The sequence below is a fragment of the Lentzea sp. NBRC 102530 genome (assembly GCF_030269365.1).
In the GTDB taxonomy this organism is placed as follows: Bacteria; Actinomycetota; Actinomycetes; order Mycobacteriales; family Pseudonocardiaceae; genus Lentzea.
Genome location: NZ_BSTF01000007.1, coordinates 75,943 through 96,912, shown reverse-complemented (window position 1 = coordinate 96,912; position 20,970 = coordinate 75,943). Strand labels below are relative to the sequence as shown.

General features: G+C 72.5%; 3 protein-coding genes. 2 read left to right on the top strand and 1 reads right to left on the bottom strand.

Annotated elements, in window-relative coordinates:
* The first annotated feature begins 3 nt into the window (after positions 1–3).
* Entirely contained in the window at positions 4–19,320 is a 19,317-nt protein-coding gene (locus QSK25_RS20085; RefSeq protein ID WP_285640250.1) for a non-ribosomal peptide synthase/polyketide synthase, read from the top strand.
* Positions 19,317–20,552, top strand: coding sequence for an MFS transporter (locus QSK25_RS20080; RefSeq protein WP_285640248.1), 1,236 nt, complete (start codon positions 19,317–19,319; stop codon positions 20,550–20,552). The genes QSK25_RS20085 and QSK25_RS20080 overlap by 4 nt, the downstream gene beginning before the upstream one ends.
* Here the strand turns inward: QSK25_RS20080 and QSK25_RS20075 are convergent.
* Positions 20,477–20,917 (bottom strand): hypothetical protein, encoded by a 441-nt coding sequence (locus QSK25_RS20075; RefSeq protein WP_285640246.1) that lies wholly within the window; start codon positions 20,915–20,917, stop codon positions 20,477–20,479. The genes QSK25_RS20080 and QSK25_RS20075 overlap by 76 nt on opposite strands.
* Positions 20,918–20,970 lie beyond the last annotated feature (53 nt).

Sequence of the window (20,970 nt, the reverse complement as noted above, 5' to 3'; positions counted from 1 at the left end):
ACCATGTCGTCGTCGATCGAGGACCGCATCGCCGCGCTGCCCCCGCACCTGCGCGAGCAGATGCGCCGCCGCCTCTCCGGCCGCTCGCAGCAGGCCGACGCCATCAGACCGGCCGACCGCACCCGGCCGCTGCCCCTGTCGTTCCCGCAGCAGCGCCTGTGGTTCCTCGACGGCTTTCAGCCCGGGGGCTCCGGCTACAACAGCGCGCTGGCGCTGCGGCTCACGGGAAACCTGGACGTGGCTGCGTTGGGCGCGGCCCTGACCGGGCTGGTGGCGCGGCACGAGTCGCTGCGCACGACGCTCGACGAGGTGGACGGGGTGGGCGTGCAGGTCGTGCACCCGCCGTTCGACCTCGCCCTGCCGGTGGCCGACGCGACCGGCGACGTGGACGAGCTGCTGGTCGAGGAGTACTCCCGCCCGTTCGACCTGCGCCACGGCCCGCTGGTGCGGGCGCTGCTGGTGCGGCGGGCGCCGGACGAGCACGTGCTGCTGGTGACGGCGCACCACGTCGTCACCGACGGCTGGTCGATGGGCGTGCTGACCGAGGAACTGGGGGAGCTCTACGGTGGCGAGGCCACACTCCCCGCGTTGCCGCTGCAGTACGCCGACTTCGCCGCCTGGCAACGGGAACGGCTGTCCGGCGACGCGTTGCGCGGCCAGGTCGAGCACTGGACGCGCCGGCTGAGCGGTACCACCCCGCTGGAGCTGCCCACCGACCGGCCGCGTCCGCCGGTGCGCACCACGAACGGCGCGACGCACGCGTTCACCGTTGCGGCCTCGACGACTTCGGCGTTGCGCGCGCTCGCCCACGACCGCGGCACGATCCTGTTCTCCGTGCTCATGGCCGGATGTCAGGCGTTGCTCGCCCGCTACGCCGGTCAGGACGACGTGGCCGTGGGCACCGTGACCACCGGCCGCAACCACCCAGGACTGGAACGGCTGGTCGGGTTCTTCGTCAACACCGTCGTGCTCAGGTCCACTGTGGACGGCCGAGCGTCGTTCGCGGAGTTCCTGGACCAGGTCAAGGAGAACGTCAAGGACGCGTACGCCCACGACGAGGTTCCTCTGGAACACGTGGTCGACGCCCTGCGCACGGACCGCGACGTCAGCCGCAACCCGTTGTTCGACGTGATGGTGCTGCTGCAGAACGCCGACCGCACCCCGCCGCGGCTGCCGGGGCTGGCGGTCGAGCAGGTCGGGCTGTCCCGGCGTGCCGCCATCTTCGACCTCACCATCGAGTTCCAGGAGCGGGACGGCCTGCTGGACGGGGTGGTGGAGTACAACACCGACCTGTTCGACGCGGCCACGGTCGAGCGCTTCGCCGGCCACCTCGTGCGGCTGCTCGACGGCGTGGCGGGCGATCCGCACCGGCCGTTGGACGAGCTGCCGTGGTTGTCGGAGGCCGAGCGCGAGCAGGTCCTCGCCGACTGGAACGACGCCCACCGCGCACCGGTCGAGGCCACGATCCCCGGCCTGTTCGCCGAACAGGTGCGCCGGACGCCTTCCGCGCCCGCCGTGATCTCCGAGGACGGCGTGCTGACCTACGCCGAGCTGGACGCGCGGGCCAACGGGCTCGCCCACCGGTTGATCGACCTCGGGGTGCGGCCGGAGGACCCGGTGGGGCTGCTCGTGGAGCGCTCCGCCGACCTGGTCGTCGCCGAGCTGGCGATCGTGAAGGCCGGTGCGGCGTACGTTCCGCTCGACGGTCGGGCACCGGCGGAGCGGATCCAGCGGGTCGTCACCGACTCCGGGATCACGGTCGTGCTCACCGATGCGCGCAACCAGGACGTGGCCACCGCCGTCCACACGGTGCTGATCGACGGCGTCACCGCGGCCGGCCCCGCGGTCGTCGTGCACCCGGACCAGCTCGCCTACGTCATGCACACCTCGGGGTCCACTGGCACGCCCAAGGGGGTGGCCGTGCGGCACCGCGACGTCGTGGCGCTGGCGCTGGACTCCCGCTTCGACGGCGGAGCCCACGACCGCGTGCTGCTGCACTCGCCGTCCGCGTTCGACGCCTCCACCTACGAGCTGTGGGTGCCGTTGTTGCGCGGTGGTCAGGTCGTGGTGGCGCGGCCGGGGGACGTGGACGCGGAGGCGATCAGGGACGCGACCGGTCGCGGTGTGACCGCGATCTGGCTGACCGCCGGGTTGTTCCGGCTCGTCGCGCAGGAGGCACCGGAGGCGTTCGCCGGGCTGCGGGAGGTGTGGACCGGCGGTGACGTGGTGCCCGCCGAGGCCGTGCGCCGGGTGCTCGGAGCGTGTCCTGGTCTGACGGTGGTCGACGGCTACGGTCCGACCGAGACGACGACGTTCGCCACGTCGTTCCCGATGACGGGCAGCGTTCCCGACCTCATCCCGATCGGACGGCCGTTGGACGGCATGGCCGTCTACGTGCTCGACGAAGGGCTGCACCCGGTTCCTGTCGGTGTGCCGGGCGAGTTGTTCCTGGCGGGTGCCGGGGTGGCCCGCGGCTATCTCGGGCAGCCGGGACTGACCGCCGAACGGTTCCTGCCGGACCCGTTCGGCCCGCCCGGCTCCCGCATGTACCGCACCGGCGACATCGGCCGCTGGCGCGCGCACGGCGTGGTGGAGTTCGCCGGCCGCACCGACGACCAGGTCAAGATCCGCGGCTTCCGCGTCGAGACCGGCGAGATCGACGCCCTGCTCGTGCGCCACCCCGGCGTCGCTCAGTCGATCACCGTCGCCCGCACCGACGACGGCCGCAAACAGCTGGTCGCCTACCTCGTGGCGGACAACACCCCGACAAACGCCGAGCTGCGCGCGTGGCTCACCCGTGAGCTGCCCGACTACATGGTGCCGTCGGCGTTCGTGGAGCTGGACGCGCTTCCGTTGAGCGGCAACGGGAAGGTCGACCGCCGCGCCCTGCCCGCACCCGAGGCGCGCCCGGACCGTTACGTCGAACCCACCACTGCGGCCGAACAGGAGCTGGCGCGCGTCTGGGCCGAGGTGCTGCGCGTCGACCGCGTGGGCGTCGAGGACAACTTCTTCGAGCTGGGCGGAGACTCCATCCTCAGCATCCAGCTGGTCTCGCGGGCCCGCCGGGCCGGGCTGCGGTTGTCGTCCAAGGACGTCTTCCTGCACCCCACCGTCGCCGAGCTGGCCACCGTCGCGACCGCCGTGGCCGACCAGAAGGCGGACGCGCCCGTGGCGGGTCCGGCACCGCTGACGCCGATCCAGGAGTGGTTCTTCGAGACCGCGCCCGCGCACCCGCACCACTTCACCATGTCCACGCACGTGGAACTTGCGTCCGATGTGGACGAACGGGCGCTGGCCGTCGCCGTGGACGCCGTCGTGGCGCACCACGACGCGTTGCGCACCCGCTTCCACCGCGACGGCGACCGCTGGGTCCAGGACGTCGCCCCCACTCCGCCGACCGGTGTGCTCCAGGTGCTGTCCGACCTGGACGACGCAGCCGCCCTGGCCGCGCAGTCGAGCCTCGACCTCACCGAAGGCCCGCTGCTGCGCGCCCTGCTGTTCCTCGGTGACGGCCGAGCCCGGCTCTTCCTGACCGTGCACCACCTCGTCGTGGACGGCGTGTCCTGGCGCATCCTGCTCGACGACCTCGACACCGCCTACCACCAGGCGCTCCGCGGCGAACCGGTGGCGCTCGAACCGGTGCCCACCGCGTTCGCCACGTGGGCCCGTCGCCTGACCGAGCGGGTGCACGCCGGTGAGCTGGACGCCGATCTCGACCACTGGACGGGTTTCGCCGCGTCGGCCCCCGCCGAGATCCCGGTGGACCACGACGGTGACCCGGCTGAGGACGTCCGGTCGGTCAGCGTGCGCCTCAGCGCCGCCGACACCGCCGCGCTGCTGCACCAGGTGCCGGGCGTCTACCGCACGCAGGTCAACGACGTGCTCCTCAGTGCCCTCGGCCGCGCGCTGGCCGGCTGGACCGGGCACGACCGCGTGCTGATCGGGTTGGAGGGCCACGGGCGCGAGGACGTGCCCGACGACCTCGACCTCTCCCGCACGGTCGGCTGGTTCACCAGCCAGTTCCCGCTCGCGCTGCACGTGCCCGACGGTGACTGGGGCGGCGTGCTGAAGTCGGTCAAGGAACAGGTGCGCGCGCTGCCACGCCGTGGTCAGAGTTACGCGGCACTGCGCTACCTCGCAGCGGCGTTGCGCGACGACCCGCACCCGTTGATCAGCTTCAACTACCACGGTCAGTGGGACGTCGCGGCCACCGAAGGACTGGTCCGAGCCCGCTGCGCCCCGCTCGGCCGGGACAGCGCTCCTGGCAACGCCCGCGCGTATCTGATCGACGTCGTAGGACTGGTCGAGAACGGCCGACTCGAGCTCACCTGGCTGTATTCGGCGCGCGTGCACGACGAGTCCACGGTGCGGGCCGTGGCCGACGCGATGATGCGCGGGCTGGCGGAGATCGTGGCGCACTGCGCCGAGCCGGGTGCCGGTGGCCGCACGCCGTCGGACTTCCCGTTGGCGCACCTCGACCAGGCGGCGGTCGACCGGCTGGTAGGGACCGGCACCGAGGTCGAGGACGTCTACCCGCTGACCCCGCTGCAGGAGGGGATGCTCTTCCACGGCCTGGCAGACCCGTCGTCGACGGCCTACTTCGACCAGGTGCGCCTGCGGCTGACCGGTGTCGACGACGAACAGGCCCTCGCCACCGCCTGGCAGCGGGTCGTCGACCGCACGCCGGTGCTGCGCGGCGCGTTGGTCTGGGAAGGCGTCGAACGGCCCGTGCAGGTCATCCGCTCCCACGTCGACCTGCCCACCACGCACCACGACCGGCACGCGATGTCCAAAGAGGACGGTGAGCTGGTGGTGCGGGAACTCGACCTGCGCCGGGCGCCGCTGATGCGGATCGACCTGGCCCGGCTGTCCGACGACGAGGTGCTGCTCGTCTGGACGTTCCACCACGTGCTGCTGGACGGGTGGAGCCTCGCCCAGGTGTTCGCCGAGGTGTGCGAGCAGTACCGGGCGATCACCGCCGGTGCCGCGCCGGAGGTCGTGTCGCGCCGGCCGTTCCGCGACTACCTGCGCTGGCTGGCCGCGCAGGACCGGTCCGACGCCGAACGGCACTGGCGCGCAGTGCTGGCGGGTTTCTCCGCACCCACCGCGCTGCCCTACGACCGTTCGCCCGCGCGTGACCACGCCACGGAGTCCTCCACGGCGCTGCCGGTGGTGCTCACCGCCGAGCAGACCGACCGGGTGCGCCGCACCGCCCGCCGCCACGGCCTCACCGTCAACACCGTCGTGCAGGGTGCGTGGGCGTTGTTGTTGTCGCGCTACAGCGGTGAGTCCGACGTCGTGTTCGGCACGACGGTGTCCGGACGGCCCGGTGAACTGCCGGGCGTGGAGCAGATGATCGGCCTGTTCATCAACACCGTGCCGGCGCGGGTGTCCGTGCGCGCCGATGTCGACGTCGCGACCTGGCTGCGCGAGGTGCAGGCGGCGCAGACGGAGTCGCGGCGGTTCGACTTCGTGTCGCTGGCCGACCTGCGGTCGTGGAGTGATGTCCCGGCGGGGTCGTCGTTGTTCGACAGCGCGGTGGTGTTCGAGAACTACCCGCTCAACGACGTCGCCGAGGTCGGCGGCATCCAGGCCGTCGAGGTGCGGGCCCGCGACACGACGACGTTCGCGCTCACCCTCAGCGCCGTCCTCGACGAGCGGCTCCGGCTCGACCTGGCCTACGACCCGCACCTGTTCGACGCCGACACCGCCCACCGCCTCGCCGACCGCCTGCTGCTGCTCGTCGACGCCATCGCCGCCGACTCCGCACGACCGGTGTCGGACCTGCCGTTGATGACCGAGGACGAACGGCACCGGGTCCTCGTGGAGTGGAACGACACGGCGGTCGAGGTGCCGGAGAAATCGGTCGTCGAGGTGTTCGAGAGCCGGGTGCGGGCCACCCCGGACGCCACCGCGCTGGTCGTGGGAGACCGGTCGCTGTCGTTCGCGGAGTTGAACGCGTGGGCGAACCGGGTGGCGCGTGCGTTCGTGGCCGCTGGTGTGGGGCCAGAGCGTGTGGTGGCGTTGTCGTTGCCGCGCTCGGTGGAGTTCGTGGTGGCGTTGCTGGCGATCTGGAAGGCCGGCGGTGTGTACCTGCCGGTCGATCCCACGTTGCCGGCCGACCGCGTCGAGTTCCTGCTGCGCGACGCCGACCCGGTGCTGGTGGTGCGTGACGCGCTGCCCGAGGCCGGCGATTCCTCCGACCTGGAGCCGGTGGCTCCGGAGCACACGGCGTACGTGATCTACACGTCCGGCTCGACCGGGCGGCCCAAGGGAGTGGTGGTCGAGCACCGCAGCCTGGTGAACCTGCTGGTGGCCCACCGCGAAGGGTTCGCCCGGGGCCACCGGTTGCGGGTGGCGTTGTCGGCGGTGTTCTCGTTCGACACGTCACTGGAGGGCGTTGTGCTGATGGCTGACGGCCACGAGTTGCACGTGCTGGACGAGGATGTGCGGCTCGACCCGTCCGCGCTCGTCCGGTACGTGCGCGACCAGCGGATCGACTTCCTGGACCTGACGCCGTCCTACGCCCGGCAGCTGCTGGAGGCCGGTCTGCTCGACGGTGAGCACCGGCCGAAGGTGCTGATGCTGGGCGGCGAAGCGATCGGTGACGACCTGTGGCGACGGCTGGCGGACGTGCCCAGCACCGCGAGCTACAACTTCTACGGCCCGACCGAGTCCACTGTGGACGCCCTGTCCGGCCGGATCGCCGGCACCGGACGGCCGGTCGTCGGACGTCCGCTGCCCAACACACGGGCCTACGTGCTGGACGAGGACCTCTCTCCGGTTCCCGTTGGCGTGCCGGGAGAACTGCACCTGGCGGGCGTCCAGCTCGCCCGCGGCTACCTCGGCCGTCCCGGGCTGACCGCGGACCGGTTCCTCGCGGACCCGTTCGGCGAACCCGGTGAACGCATGTACCGCACCGGTGACCGCGTGCGGTGGCTGGCCGACGGCACCCTGGACTACCTGGGCCGCACCGACGACCAGGTGAAGATCCGCGGGTTCCGGATCGAGCCCGGCGAGGTCGAGGCCGTGCTGACCCGGCACCCCGACGTCCGCGAGGCGGTCGTCATCGCCCGCCAGGACGACGGACACCAGAGGCTCGTCGCCTACGTGACCGGCACGGCGGCGGGCCTGCGCACGTGGCTGGCCGACCGCCTGCCCGACTACCTGGTGCCGTCGGCGTTCGTCGAGCTGGACGCCATCCCGTTGAACGCCAACGGCAAGGTCGACCGGCGCGCCCTGCCCGCGCCCGACTTCGCCGAGGCCCGCACCGAGCACGTCGCACCCCGCACGGACACCGAACGCGAGGTGGCGGCCATCTGGTCCGAGGTGCTGGGCGTGCCCGGCATCGGCGTGCGCGACGACTTCTTCGCGCTCGGTGGTGACTCGATCCTCAGCATCCGGGTGATCTCCCGGCTGCGGGCCGCCTTCGACGTGGAGATGTCGCCGCGGGCGTTGTTCCGCCACCCGACCGTCGCCGGGATCGCCGCGCTGGTCGCGGAGTCGGCGCAGGTCCGGCTGACCGAGATCCCCGTGGTGCCGCGCGACGGCGGGCTGCCGATGTCGTTCGCGCAGCAGCGGTTGTGGTTCCTCGACGAGTTCGACCCCGGCGGCTTCGAGTACCTGACGCCGTCGATCCTGCGGCTGCGCGGGCCCCTCGACGTCGATGCCCTGAACGCGGCGCTGACCGCGTTGGTCGCCCGGCACGAGTCGCTGCGCACCACGTTCGAGACCGTCGACGGGCGGGGTGTGCAGGTCGTGCACCCGCCCCAGCCCGTCGAGGTGCCGGTGGTGGACGTGACCGAGGAGGAACTGGCGGACGTCCTGACCCGCGAGACCACCACGCCGTTCGACCTGCGGCGCGGGCCGCTGGTGCGGGTGCTGCTGGCGCGGCTGGGCGCGGACGACCACGTGCTGTCCCTGGTGCTGCACCACATCATCACCGACGGCTGGTCCAACGGCGTGCTGCTCGGCGAGCTGGGTGCGTGCTACGAGGCGGCCGGCACGGACGCGCGGCTGCCCGACCTGCCGGTGCAGTACGCCGATTTCGCGGTGTGGCAACGGAACTCGTCGACCGAGGAGGCGTTGCGGGAGCACCTGGCGCACTGGCGGCGTGTGCTCGACGGCGTGCGGCCGCTGGAGCTGCCGACCGACCGGCCCCGGCAGGCGATCCGCGGCAAGCAGGGCGCTCTCGTGCACTTCCAGGTGCCCGCCGAGGTCACCGAACGCCTGAAGACGGTGGCGCGCAAGCACGACGGCACGCTGTTCATGGCGCTCGTCGCCGCCTGCCAGGCGGTGTTCGCCCGGTGGTCGGGGCAGCGGGACGTGGCCGTCGGCACGGTCGTCTCCGGCCGCGACCGCACCGAGCTGGAGGGCCTGGTCGGGTTCTTCGTCAACACGCTGGTGCTGCGCTCCGACGTCGACCCGCGCGAGGGCTTCGGGCACCTGCTCGGCCAGGTGCGGGAGACGGTGCTGGACGCCTTCGCGCACCAGGACGTGCCGTTCGAACGGGTCGTGGACGAGGTCGACCCGGTGCGCGACCCCAGCCGCACGCCGTTGTTCCAGGCGATGGTCGTGCTGCAGAACACCGGCGGCGGCGAACCGCGCCTGCCCGGCCTGCGGGTCGAGGAACTGCCGCCGCCGTCGGTCGCGGCCGGTTTCGACGTGTCGTTGCAGTTCCAGGAGGTCGACGGCCGGCTGGAGGCCGTGCTGACCTACGACACGGCGCTGTTCGACGCCACCACGGCCGAACGGCTGGTGGCCCACGTCGGCGTGCTGCTCGACGGCGCCACCGCCGCGCCCGATCTCGCGGTGGCCGACCTGCCGTTGCTCACCGACGACGAGCTCGTGACCGTGCTGGAGAGGTGGAACGACACCGGCAGCGCCGGACCGGTGCCCGCCTACCACGAGGTGTTCCAGGACCGCGTGGCCCGCACGCCCGACGCCACGGCCCTGGTCGACGGCACCCGGTCGTGGACCTTCGCCGAGGTCAACGCCGACGCCAACCGGCTCGCCCACCACCTGATCGCGGCGGGAGCGGGGCCGGAGTCCGTGGTGGCGCTGGCGTTGCCCCGGTCGGCCGAGCTGGTGGTCGCGATCCTGGCCGTGCTCAAGGCCGGTGGCGCGTACCTGCCCATCGATCCGGCGCACCCGGCGGAGCGCATCGCGTTCCTGCTCGACGACGCCCGGCCGGCGCTCGTGGTGGCGGCGAAGGACATCGGCGTGCCGCACGTGCGGGTTGACGACCCCGCCGTGGCCGCCCGGCCCGCGACCGATCCGGCCGACGACGACCGCACGGCACCGCTGCGTCCGGAGCACGCCGCGTACGTCATCCACACCTCCGGCTCCACCGGCCGTCCCAAGGGCGTCGTGGTCGAGCACCGCAACCTCGCCGCGCTCGTCGCCGACCACCACGCCCGCCTGCTGCCGCGGGACGGCACCGTCCTGCGCGGCATCGCCACCGCCGCCCACACCTTCGACGCCTCCTGGGAGGGCCTGCTCCTGCTGGCCGCGGGCCACGAGCTGCACCTGCTCGACGACGACGTCCGGCTGGACCCGCGGGCCGTGGTCGAGCACATCGCCCTGCACGGCATCGACTTCCTCAGCTGCACACCGTCCTACCTGCAGCAGCTCCTGCCGGAAGGGATCCTCGAACGGCCGCTGCTGCTCGCGCTGGGCGGCGAGGCCGTCAGCGAACCGTTGTGGCGTGCCCTCAAGGACGCCGAGCACGTCACCGCCATGAACCTCTACGGCCCCACCGAATGCACCGTCGACTCGGTGTGGACCGAGATCACCGGCCGGGACCGGCCGGTGATCGGCACACCGGGGCAGGGCCTGCGCGCCTACGTCCTCGACGACGGCCTGCGGCCCCAGCCGGTCGGCGTGCCGGGCGAGCTGCACCTGGCCGGTGACCAGGTGACCCGCGGCTACCTGCACCGGCCGGGCCTGACCGCGGACCGGTTCGTCGCCGACCCGTTCGGGCCGCCCGGCAGCCGGATGTACCGCACCGGCGACCTGGCCCGCTGGAGCGCCGACGGCGTGCTGGAGTACCGGGGCCGCACGGACGACCAGGTCAAGATCCGCGGCTACCGCGTCGAACCCGGCGAGGTCGAGACCGCGCTGGCCGGCCTGCCCGGCGTGGCGGAGGCCGTGGTCGTGGCGCAGGAGGTCGAACCGGGCCTGCACCGCCTCGTCGGCTACGTCGTGGGAACGGCCGACGCGGACTTCCTGCGGGCGCAGCTGAAGCTCCGGCTGCCGGACCACCTCGTGCCGTCGTTGTTCGTGCTGCTCGGCGAGCTGCCCAGGACCGACAGCGGCAAGATCGACCGCCGCGCCCTGCCTGCCCCGGACGCCACGGGCTCGCAGGACCACGTGGCACCGCGCACCACCGTGGAACGGGAGCTGGCGCGGGTCTGGGCCGAGGCGCTGCGCGTGGACCGCGTCGGCGTGCACGACAACTTCTTCGGCCTCGGCGGCGACTCGATCCTGAGCATCCAGGTCGTGTCGAAGGCCCGCCAGGCCGGCCTGGAACTGGCCACCAGGGACCTGTTCACCCACCAGACCATCGCCGAGCTGGCCACCGTCGTCCGCAAGGACCAACCGGTCGCCGCGCTGCCGGAGATCGCCGGGCCGGCGCCGCTCACGCCGATCCAGCGCTGGTACCTCGACTCCAACGCCGACGACCCGCACCACTTCACCATGCCGGTGCACCTGGAACTGACCGACGACGTCGACCTGGACGCGTTGGCACGAGCGTTGAACGCGGTCGTGGCGCACCACGAGGGCCTGCGCACCCGCTTCACCCGCCTCGACGGCGAGTGGGTCCAGGAGGCGGTGGACGCCGTGGTCGAGCTCGAACACGTGTCCACAATGGAGGAAGAGGCGCTCGGTGCGGCTGGCGTGGACATCACCCGTGGGCCGGTCATGCGCGCGTTGTTGTTCTCCGGCAAGCGGTTGAGCCTTGTCGTGCACCACCTCGTCGTGGACGGCGTGTCGTGGCGCATCCTGCTCGGTGACCTGGAGACCGCGTACCGCCAGGCCGTGACGGGCGAACGGATCACGCTCGACCCCGTCGGCACGCGGTTCACCCAGTGGGCGCACCGGCTGGCCGAGCACGTGCGGTCGGGCGCGTTCGACGCCGAACTGCCGCACTGGACCGCCGCGCTCTCCGTGCCGGGCGACGTGCCGCTGGACCGCGACGGCCCCAACACCGCCGGTTCCACGCGCGTGGTCTCGGTGCGGCTGGACCGGGAGCACACCGACGCCCTGCTGCACCGCGTGCCGGACGTCTACCGCACACAGATCAACGACGTGCTGCTCAGCGCGCTCGGCCGGGCGCTGTCGGCGTGGACCGGACGGGACCGCGTCGCCGTGACGATGGAGGGCCACGGCCGTGAGGACGTCCTCGGCGGCGTCGACCTCTCACGGACGGTCGGCTGGTTCACCACGCAGTACCCGGTCGCGCTCACCGTGCCCGCCGGCGACTGGGGCGCGGTGCTCAAGTCGGTGAAGGAACAGCTGCGGGCCGTGCCCGGCCGCGGGTTCGGGTTCGAGGCGCTGCGCCAGCTCCGCGCGAACGCCCTGGCCGGATCGGCGTTGCCGCCGGTCAGCTTCAACTACCACGGCCGGTTCGACGTGGCGGAGGCCGAGGAGGGCCTCGTCCGCGGCCGTCTGGACGGGGGAGCCGGCACCGCCGGCGACAGCACGCGGCCGTTCCAGCTCGACGTCGTCGGTGGCGTGGAGGACGGCGAGCTGGTGCTGTCCTGGTTCTACTCCGAGCACCTGCACGACGAGTCGACCGTGCGGACCGTGGCCGAGGCCGTGGTGCGCGGGCTGGCGGAGGTCGTGGCGCACTGCGCCGAGCCGGGTGCCGGTGGCCGCACGCCGTCGGACTTCCCGTTGGCACGCCTCGACCAGGCGGCGGTCGACCGGCTGGCCGGGACCGGTGCCGAGATCGAGGACGTCTACCCGCTGACCCCGCTCCAGACCGGGATGTTGTTCCACACGTTGGTGGACGACACCTCGACCGCCTACTCGAACCGGTTCCGGCTGCGGCTGTCCGGGGTGTCCGACCCGGACGCGCTGGCCGAGGCCTTGCGCCGGGTCGTGGACCGCACACCGGTGCTGCGCGGCGGCGTGGTGTGGGAGGGCGTCGAGGCGCCGGTGCAGGTCGTGCACCACCGCGTCGACGTGCCGATCACCGTGCACGACTGGCGCGGCCTGGCGGACGAGCCCGCGGTGGGCGGTGAGGAGCTCGACCTCACCACGCCACCGTTGCTGCGCCTGGCGATCGCGCGGCTCACCGACGACGAGGTGGCGTTGTTCTGGACCGCCCACCACGTGCTGCTGGACGGGTGGAGCTTCGCGCAGGTGCTGGCCGAGGTGTGCGAGCAGTACACCGCCCTCGTCCGCGGCGTCGAGCCGGAACTCCCGGCGCGGAGGCCGTTCCGCGACTACCTGCGGTGGCTGGCCGGTCAGGACACTTCGGCCGCCGAACGGCACTGGCGGCAGGTCCTCTCCGGGGTCGAGGCACCGACCCCGCTGCCGTGGGACCGCCCGCCGGTCCAGGCGCACCGGGCGGAGTCCAGCGCGTCCGTCCACGTCGAACTGGACGCTGACCGCTCGGCCGCGCTGGACCGGGTGGCCCGTGCCGCCGGTCTGACCGCGAACACCGTCGTGCAGGGTGCGTGGGCGTTGTTGTTGTCGCGCTACAGCGGTGAGTCCGACGTCGTGTTCGGCACGACGGTGTCCGGTCGCCCAGCTGAACTTCCGGGCATCGGGTCGATGGTCGGCATGTTCATCAACACCGTTCCCACGCGCGTGCAGGTCGACCTGGACGCCCTCGTGCTGCCGTGGCTGCGGGACGTGCAGGCGGCGCAGACGGAGTCGCGGAGGTTCGACTTCGTGTCGCTGGCCGACCTGCGGTCGTGGAGCGACGTGCCGGCGGGGTCGTCGTTGTTCGACAGCGCCGTGGTGTTCGAGAACTACCCGGTGGACGAGCTGCTCGACGACGAGCAGGGCGTGCGGGTGCTGGAGGTCGAAGGCGCCGACACCACCAGCTTCCCGCTGGCCCTCAGCGCGAACTCCGGCGACCGGTTGCGGCTGGAGCTGGACCACGACCCGAGGCTGTTCGACGCAGGCACGGTCGAGCGCCTCGCCACGCATCTCGCCGTGCTGCTGGAGGGCATCGCGACCGACCCGCACCGCGCGCTCGGCGAGTTGCCGTTGATGACGGACGACGAACGCCGTCAGGTGCTCGTGGACTGGAACGCCACCTCCGGCGAGGTCGTCGCGCAGTCGGTCGTGGAGGTCTTCGAGGACCAGGTGAACGCCACCCCGGACGCGGTCGCGTTGGTGGTGGGGGACCGGTCGTTGTCGTTCGCGGAGTTGAACGCGTGGGCGAACCGGGTGGCTCGGGTCTTCGTCGCTTCTGGTGTGGGGCCGGAGTGTGTGGTGGCGTTGTCGTTGCCGCGGTCGGTGGAGTTCGTGGTGGCGTTGCTGGCGATCTGGAAGGCCGACGGTGTGTACCTGCCGGTCGACCCGTCGCTGCCGGCCGACCGCGTCGAGTTCCTGCTGTGGGACGCCGGCCCGGTGCTGGTGGTGCGCGGATCGTTGCCGGACGCCGACGACCAGGACGCCTCGAACCTGGCTCCGGTACGCGGCGACCACGCCGCCTACGTCATCTACACCTCGGGCTCGTCCGGGCGCCCCAAGGGAGTGGTGGTCGAGCACGGCAGCCTGGTGAACCTGCTGGTGAACCACCGCGAGGACTTCGCGGCCGGTCACCGGCTGCGGGTGGCGTTGTCGGCGGTGTTCTCGTTCGACACGTCCCTCGAAGGCGTCGTGCTGATGGCCGACGGCCACGAGCTGCACGTGCTGGACGAGGACGTGCGACTCGACCCGCCCGCGCTCGTCCGGTACGTGCGCGACCAGCGGATCGACTTCCTGGACCTGACGCCTTCGTACGCCCGGCAGCTGCTGGAGGCCGGCCTGCTCGACGGCGAGCGCCGGCCGAAGGTGCTGATGCTGGGCGGCGAAGCGATCGGCGACGACCTGTGGCGACGGCTGGCGGACGTGCCCAGCACCGCGAGCTACAACTTCTACGGCCCGACCGAGTCCACTGTGGACGCACTGTCCTGCCGGGTGACCGCCGATGCGCCCATCTCCGTCGGGCGGCCGTTGCTGAACGTGCGCGCCCACGTGCTGGACGACCGGCTGCGGCCGGTTCCCGTCGGCGTGCCGGGGGAGCTGTTCCTGAGCGGTGCCCAGCTCGCCCGTGGCTACCTCGGCCGTCCCGGGCTGACCGCGGACCGGTTCCTCGCGGACCCGTTCGGCGGGCCGGGCGAACGGATGTACCGCACCGGTGACCGCGTGCGGTGGCTGGCCGACGGCACCCTGGACTACCTGGGCCGCACCGACGACCAGGTGAAGATCCGCGGCCACCGGGTCGAACCCGGTGAGGTCGAGGCGGTGCTGACCCAGCACCCCGAGGTGCGTGAGGCCGTCGTGGTCGCCCGTGAGGTCGACGGGCACCAGCGGCTCGTCGCCTACGTGTCGGGTGCCGCGACGGACCTGCGGACGTGGCTGAGCGAGCGGCTGCCCGACTACCTGGTGCCGTCGGCGTTCGTCGAGCTGGACGCCATCCCGTTGAACGCCAACGGCAAGGTGGACCGGCGCGCGCTGCCCGCACCGGACCTGCGCGCGGCCGCCTCGGCGTACCGCGCCCCGCGCACCCCGGCCGAGGACCGGGTGTGCCGCATCTGGGCCGACGTGCTGGGCGTGCCGCGGGTCGGCCTCGACGACAACTTCTTCGAACTGGGCGGCGACTCCATCCTCAGCATCCGGGTCGTGTCCCGGCTGCGCGCCGAACTGGACGCGCCCGTGTCGCCGCGCGTGCTCTTCACCTCGCCCACGGTCGCCCGGCTGGTCGCCGAGATCGGGACGGGGGCGGCCGAGGACGTCATCCCCGGGGTGTCGCGCGACGGCGCGCTGCCGTTGTCGTTCGCGCAGCAACGGCTGTGGTTCCTCGACCAGTTCGAGCCCGAGAGCACCGACTACCTCTCGCCGTCGCTCCTGCGGCTTCGCGGTCACCTCGACGTCGAGGCGCTGACGAGAGCGCTGACGGCGTTGATAGCGCGGCACGAGTCGTTGCGCACCACCTTCGAGGGCGTGGACGGCCACGGCGTGCAGGTCGTGCACCCGCCCCGGCCCGTCGAGGTCGCGCTGCTGGAAGTGTCCGGCGAGGACGGGCTCGCCGAGGTGCTGGAACGGGAGAGCACCCGGCCGTTCGACCTCGCCAGGGGCCCGCTGCTGCGGCCGGTGCTGGTGCGAGTGGCCGAGGACGATCACGTGCTCCTCCTGCTGGCGCACCACATCGTGACCGACGGCTGGTCCAACGGCGTGCTGACCGCCGAGCTGAACGTGCTCTACCGCGGGGGCGTCCTGCCCGAGCTGCCGATCCAGTACGCGGACTACGCGGCCTGGCAACGGGAACGGCTCGCCGGCTCGCTGGCCGACGAGCAGCTCTCGTTCTGGCGGGACCGGCTCGCCGGCGTCACTCCGCTGGAACTGCCCACCGACCGGCCCCGGCCCGCCGTCCGCACCAACCGCGGGGCGGTGCACCTGTTCACCCTGCCGGTGGACGTCGCCGACGCGCTGAAGGCCCTGGCGCGGCAGCAGGACGGCACCCTGTTCATGGCGCTGGTCGCCGCGTGCCAGGTGCTGTTCGCCCGCTGGTCGCGGCAGGACGACGTCGCGGTGGGCACCGTGACCTCCGGCCGCGACCGGGCCGAACTGGAGAACCTGGTCGGGTTCTTCGTCAACACAGTGGTCCTGAGGTCCACTGTGGATGGAGCAGTGACGTTCCGCGAGTTCCTCGGTCGGGTCCGGAGTGGTGTGCTGGACGCGTTCGCCCACCAGGACGTGCCGTTCGAGCGCGTGGTGGACGAGCTGAGGCCGGACCGCGACACCAGCCGCACGCCGCTGTTCCAGGCGATGGTGATCCTGCAGAACACCCCCGAGGCCGCACCGGAGCTGCCCGGTCTGCAGGTCGAGGACCTGCCGTTGCCCAAGGTAGCGGCCAACTTCGACCTCACGTGGGAGTTCCAGGAGGACGACGACGCCCTGCACGCGGCGGTCAACTACAACACCGACCTGTTCGACGCCGCGACCGTCGAGCGGATGGCCGGGCACCTCCGGGTGCTGCTGACGGCCGCTGCCGCCGACCCCGACCGGCCGCTGGCCGACCTGCCGTTGATGGACGAGGACGAGCAACGGACCGTGCTGCACGCGTGGAACGACACGGCCCACGCCGTGCCCGACGCCACCATCACGGACCTGGTCGAGGCGCAGGTGCGACGGACCCCGGAGGCCATCGCGGTGGCGGACGGCGGCGAGACGTGGACGTACGCCGAGCTCAACACCCGTGCCAACCGCCTGGCGCACCGGCTGATCGCGCAGGGCGCCGGCCCCGGCCGGTACGTCGCGATCTCGCTGCCGCGGTCCGCCGACCTGCTCGTGGCCGTCCTGGCGGTGCTCAAGTCCGGTGCCGCGTACGTGCCGATCGAGCCGGACACGCCAGCCGACCGGGTCGCGTTCGTGCTCGAGGACGCCAAGCCGGTCCTGGTGCTCGGCAACCGGGACTTCCTGCTCGAGGCCGGCCGGGACGACGATCCGATCCGGTCATCGTCCACTCGCGACGCGGCGTACGTGATCTACACGTCCGGCTCGACCGGGCGGCCCAAGGGCGTCGTCGTCGAGCACCGCTCGGTGGTCGACTACCTGGCGTGGGCGGCCGAGGTCTACGGCGGTCTGCGCGGGGCGGCGGTGCTGCACTCGCCGGTGTCGTTCGACCTCACCGTCACGACGCTGTTCGGCCCGCTGCTCGTCGGCGGCCGCATCGTGGTGAGCGACCTGGACGAGGACGCGGCGCCGGTGGAGCAGGCGGCGTTCCTCAAGGCCACGCCCAGCCACCTGGCGCTGCTCGGGGCCGTGCCGGCGGAGCTGTCGCCGACCGGTGACCTCGTCGTCGGCGGCGAGCAGCTGCTGGGTGCGGTGGTGGACGAGTGGCGGCGCGCGCACCCGACGGCCGTCGTGATCAACGAGTACGGCCCCACCGAGGCGACCGTCGGCTGCATGGAACACCGCGTCGAACCCGGCGCACCGCTCGATCCCGGACCGGTGCCGATCGGTCACGCGGCCTGGAACACCCGGCTCTACGTGGTCGACGACCAGCTGCGGCCGGTACCGCTCGGCGTGCCCGGTGAGCTGTGCATCGCGGGCGACGGCCTCGCGCGGGGCTACCTGAACCGGGCCGGCCTCACCGCTGCCGCGTTCGTGGCGTGCCCGTTCGGGGCGCCGGGGGAGCGGATGTACCGCTCCGGCGACCTGGTCCGCCGGCGGGCGGACGGCGTGGCCGAGTACCTCGGTCGCATCGACGACCAGGTCAAGATCCGCGGCCACCGCGTCGAACCGGGCGAGGTCGAGTCCGCGCTGCTGCGGCACCGCGGGGTGGCCGAGGCCGCCGTGGTGGCCGCCGACACCGGTCAGGGCCACGCCCGCCTGGTCGCGTACGTCGTCGGTGAGGCGGGCACCGCCCAACTGCGCGCGTTCCTCACGGACCGCCTGCCCGCCTACATGGTGCCGTCCGCGTTCGTCGCGGTGCCCGTCCTGCCGGTGACGCCGAACGGCAAGCTCGACCGGGCGGCATTGCCCGTTCCGGAACCGCTCGCCGACGAGGGCGAGCACGTGCCACCGCGCACGCCCGTGGAGACCACGCTCGCCCAGGTGTGGGCGGACGTGCTGGGCGCGGACCGGGTCGGGCTGCGGGACAACTTCTTCGACCTGGGCGGCGACTCCATCCTGGTCATCCAGGTGGTGTCCAGGGCGCGCAGGGCCGGGCTCGCCCTGACCACGAAGTCCCTGTTCCGCAACCAGACCATCGAGGCGCTGGCGCCGTTCGTCACCGAGGTCGAGACCGCACCCGTGAACACCGCCGAGGTCGTCGGCGACGTCCCGCTCACCCCGATCCAGCGCTGGTTCTTCGAGACGCGCGAGGCCACGCACCACTTCGCGCAGTCCATGCTGCTGGAGCTGACCGCGGACCTCGACGAGACCGCGCTGGAGAACGGGTTGGCAGCACTGGTGGCGCACCACGACGCGCTGCGGATGCGGTTCGAGCACACCGGCGGCGAGTGGCGGCAGCACAACGCCCCGGTCCAGCCGGGCAGGGTGCTGGAACGGTACGACCTCAGCGCCATCGGTGAGCCGGAACGCCAGGCGCACATGGTGAAGATCGCCGACGAGGCGCATGCCGGCTTCGACCTCGCCGCGGGTCCGCTGTACCGGTTCGTGCTGTTCCACGGCGACGAAATGGCCGCCCCACAACTGTTCCTGACCGTGCACCACCTCGTCGTGGACGGCGTGTCCTGGCGGATCCTGCTCGACGACCTCGACACGGCCTACCGGCAGGCTGTCTGCGGCGAGGAGGTCGACCTGGGCGCCAAGTCGACGTCGTTCCGCGAGTGGGCGGAGGGGCTGACCCGGCACGTCGCCGGGGGAGCGCTGGACCACGAGGCAGACCACTGGGCCTCAGCGCTCGACGCGGCCCCGCTGCCCGTCGACCACGAGGAACCGACGCCGGGCACCCCTGCGGCCGAGGTGCACGTGGTGCTCGACGCCCAGGACACCGACGCGTTGCTGCACGACGCCCCCACGGCGTACCGCACCAGGATCAACGACGTGCTGCTGGCCGCGCTGGCGTCCGCCCTGTCCCGGTTCACCGGGCAACGGACGGTCTCGCTGGACATGGAAGGCCACGGCCGGGAGGACGTCATTGGCGCGGACCTGTCCCGCACGGTCGGCTGGTTCACCACGCTCTACCCGGTCAGCCTGACACTGCCCGACGACGGCGCGTCGTGGCGCGACCTCGTCAAGGCGGTGCGCCGGCAGCTGCGCACGGTGCCGGGCAACGGGTTCGGCTTCGCGGCGCTGAAGCACCTGGGCACGCCGGACGTGCGGGAACGCCTTTCCGGACAGGGGCCGCAGGTGGTGTTCAACTACCTCGGCCAGTCCGGCAGCACCGCCGAGGAGACCCCGGGAGGGCTGTACCGGACCGTGCTCGACCCCATCGGCCAGGACGGCGACCCGACCGACCGCGGACCGCACCTGCTGGAGGTGGTCGGCGGCGTGGCGGCCGGAGAGCTCCGCTTCACCTGGCACTACCAGCCGGACCGGCACGACGAGGCCACGGTGCGGCGGGTCGCGCAGGACTTCCTCGACGCCCTGCGCGGTGTCGCCGCGGACTGCCGGAGCGGCCGATGACCACCACGGCGTTGTCGCGCAACAGGAACTACCGCCTGCTGTGGGCGGGACAGGCCCTGTCCGAGGCGGGGGCGAGCGCGTCGGTCATCGCCCTGCCCCTGCTGGTGCTCCTGCTCACCGACTCGGCGGCGGCGTCCGGTGTGGTGCTGAGCGTCTCCGCCGCCGCGCAGCTGGTCGTCGGTCTGCCGGCCGGTGCGCTCGTCGACCGCTGGAACCGCCGGACGGTGATGCTGGTCTGCGAAGCCGTGCAAGCCCTGGCCGTGGCACTCCTGGTCGTCGGCCTGTGGTGGCAGGCCGTCGGCGTCGAGCACGTGGTGGTGGTCGTCATCGTGCTCGGCGTGTGCCGGGCGCTGGCCGAACCGGCGGAGGAGGCGCTGCTGCCCGCCATCGTGCCGGAACCACAGCTCTCCGACGCGGTCGCGATGAACGCCGCGCGCGGCTACCTCGGCCAGCTCTCCGGCACCGCCCTCGGCGGCCTGCTGTTCGGCCTGTCCCGGTTGCTGCCGTTCCTCGTGGAGGCGGTGACGCACGTGGTGACGTTCCTGGCGCTGCTCTTCCTCCGCGTCCCACCGCGCAAGCGGGAACCGGCGCCGCTCAGCCGGTTCCACCGCGAGGTCGGCGAGGGCCTGCGCTGGGTGTGGACCCAGCCGGTGGTGCGGGTGGTCGCGTTCTGCGCGGTGGGCCTCAACCTGTTCTTCCAGGCGTTCTACCTGCTGATGATCGCCATCGCCCACCGGCAGGGCGTGCCCGCGGGCCAGATCGGGATCATGGGCGCGATGCTCGGCGCCGGCGGCGTCCTCGGCGCACTGGTGGCGCCGCGACTGCACCGCGCCCTGCGACCACACCGGTCGATCGTGGGCGTCTTCTGGGCCATCACCGCGCTCATCCCCGTGGCGTTGTTCATCGAGCCGGGCATCCCGACCGGCGTGGTGTTCGCGGCCGCCGCGTTCCTGGCCCCCACCGCCAACACCACGATCACCACCTACCAGCTGCTGCTCACACCGGACGAGCTGCGCGGCAGGCTGAGCAGCGTGATGGGCGTGGCGCTGGGCATCGCCTCGATCGCGGGCCCCGCGCTCGGCGGTCTGCTGGTGGACCTGCTCCCACCGGCGCAGGCCATCCTCACCTGCGCCGCCGGCGCCGGACTGCTCACCGTCTACGCCACCGCGAACCCCACCCTGCGCAGGTTCTCGCGCGAAAGCGGTGCGCGGGTCGAGGCGTCTGCCGAATGACGCCGGCGCCGGGGTGATGTCGCCCGGTTCGCCTGCCGGCCCTTTCGACGCGCACGTCCGGCAGGGTGGAGCGCCTGGACGAGTCGAGCGGCGCCCGGCCAGTCGGTCCGCAGCACCAGTTGCGCGCGGACGCTGCGTGCGTGTGCGGCGAACTGGAGCAGGCAGTTGCGGTCGATGAAGGTCAGCCCCGCCGCGTCGATGACCAGTTCGCCGTTCTCCGGCTGGGGATCGGCGCGGTCCAGGGCCTGGACGAACGCGTCCTTCCGGCTCCTGCCCTGTTCTGCGCCCAGAGCCGCGGCACAGCCCGGTTCGTCCGTCGCGTGCAGGCGGAAACCGGCGCCGTGCACGTTCGTGTTCGGGTCCATGCACGCGATCTCGTCGATCGCCGCCGCGGGAAGCGGTTCCTGACCGGTTTCCC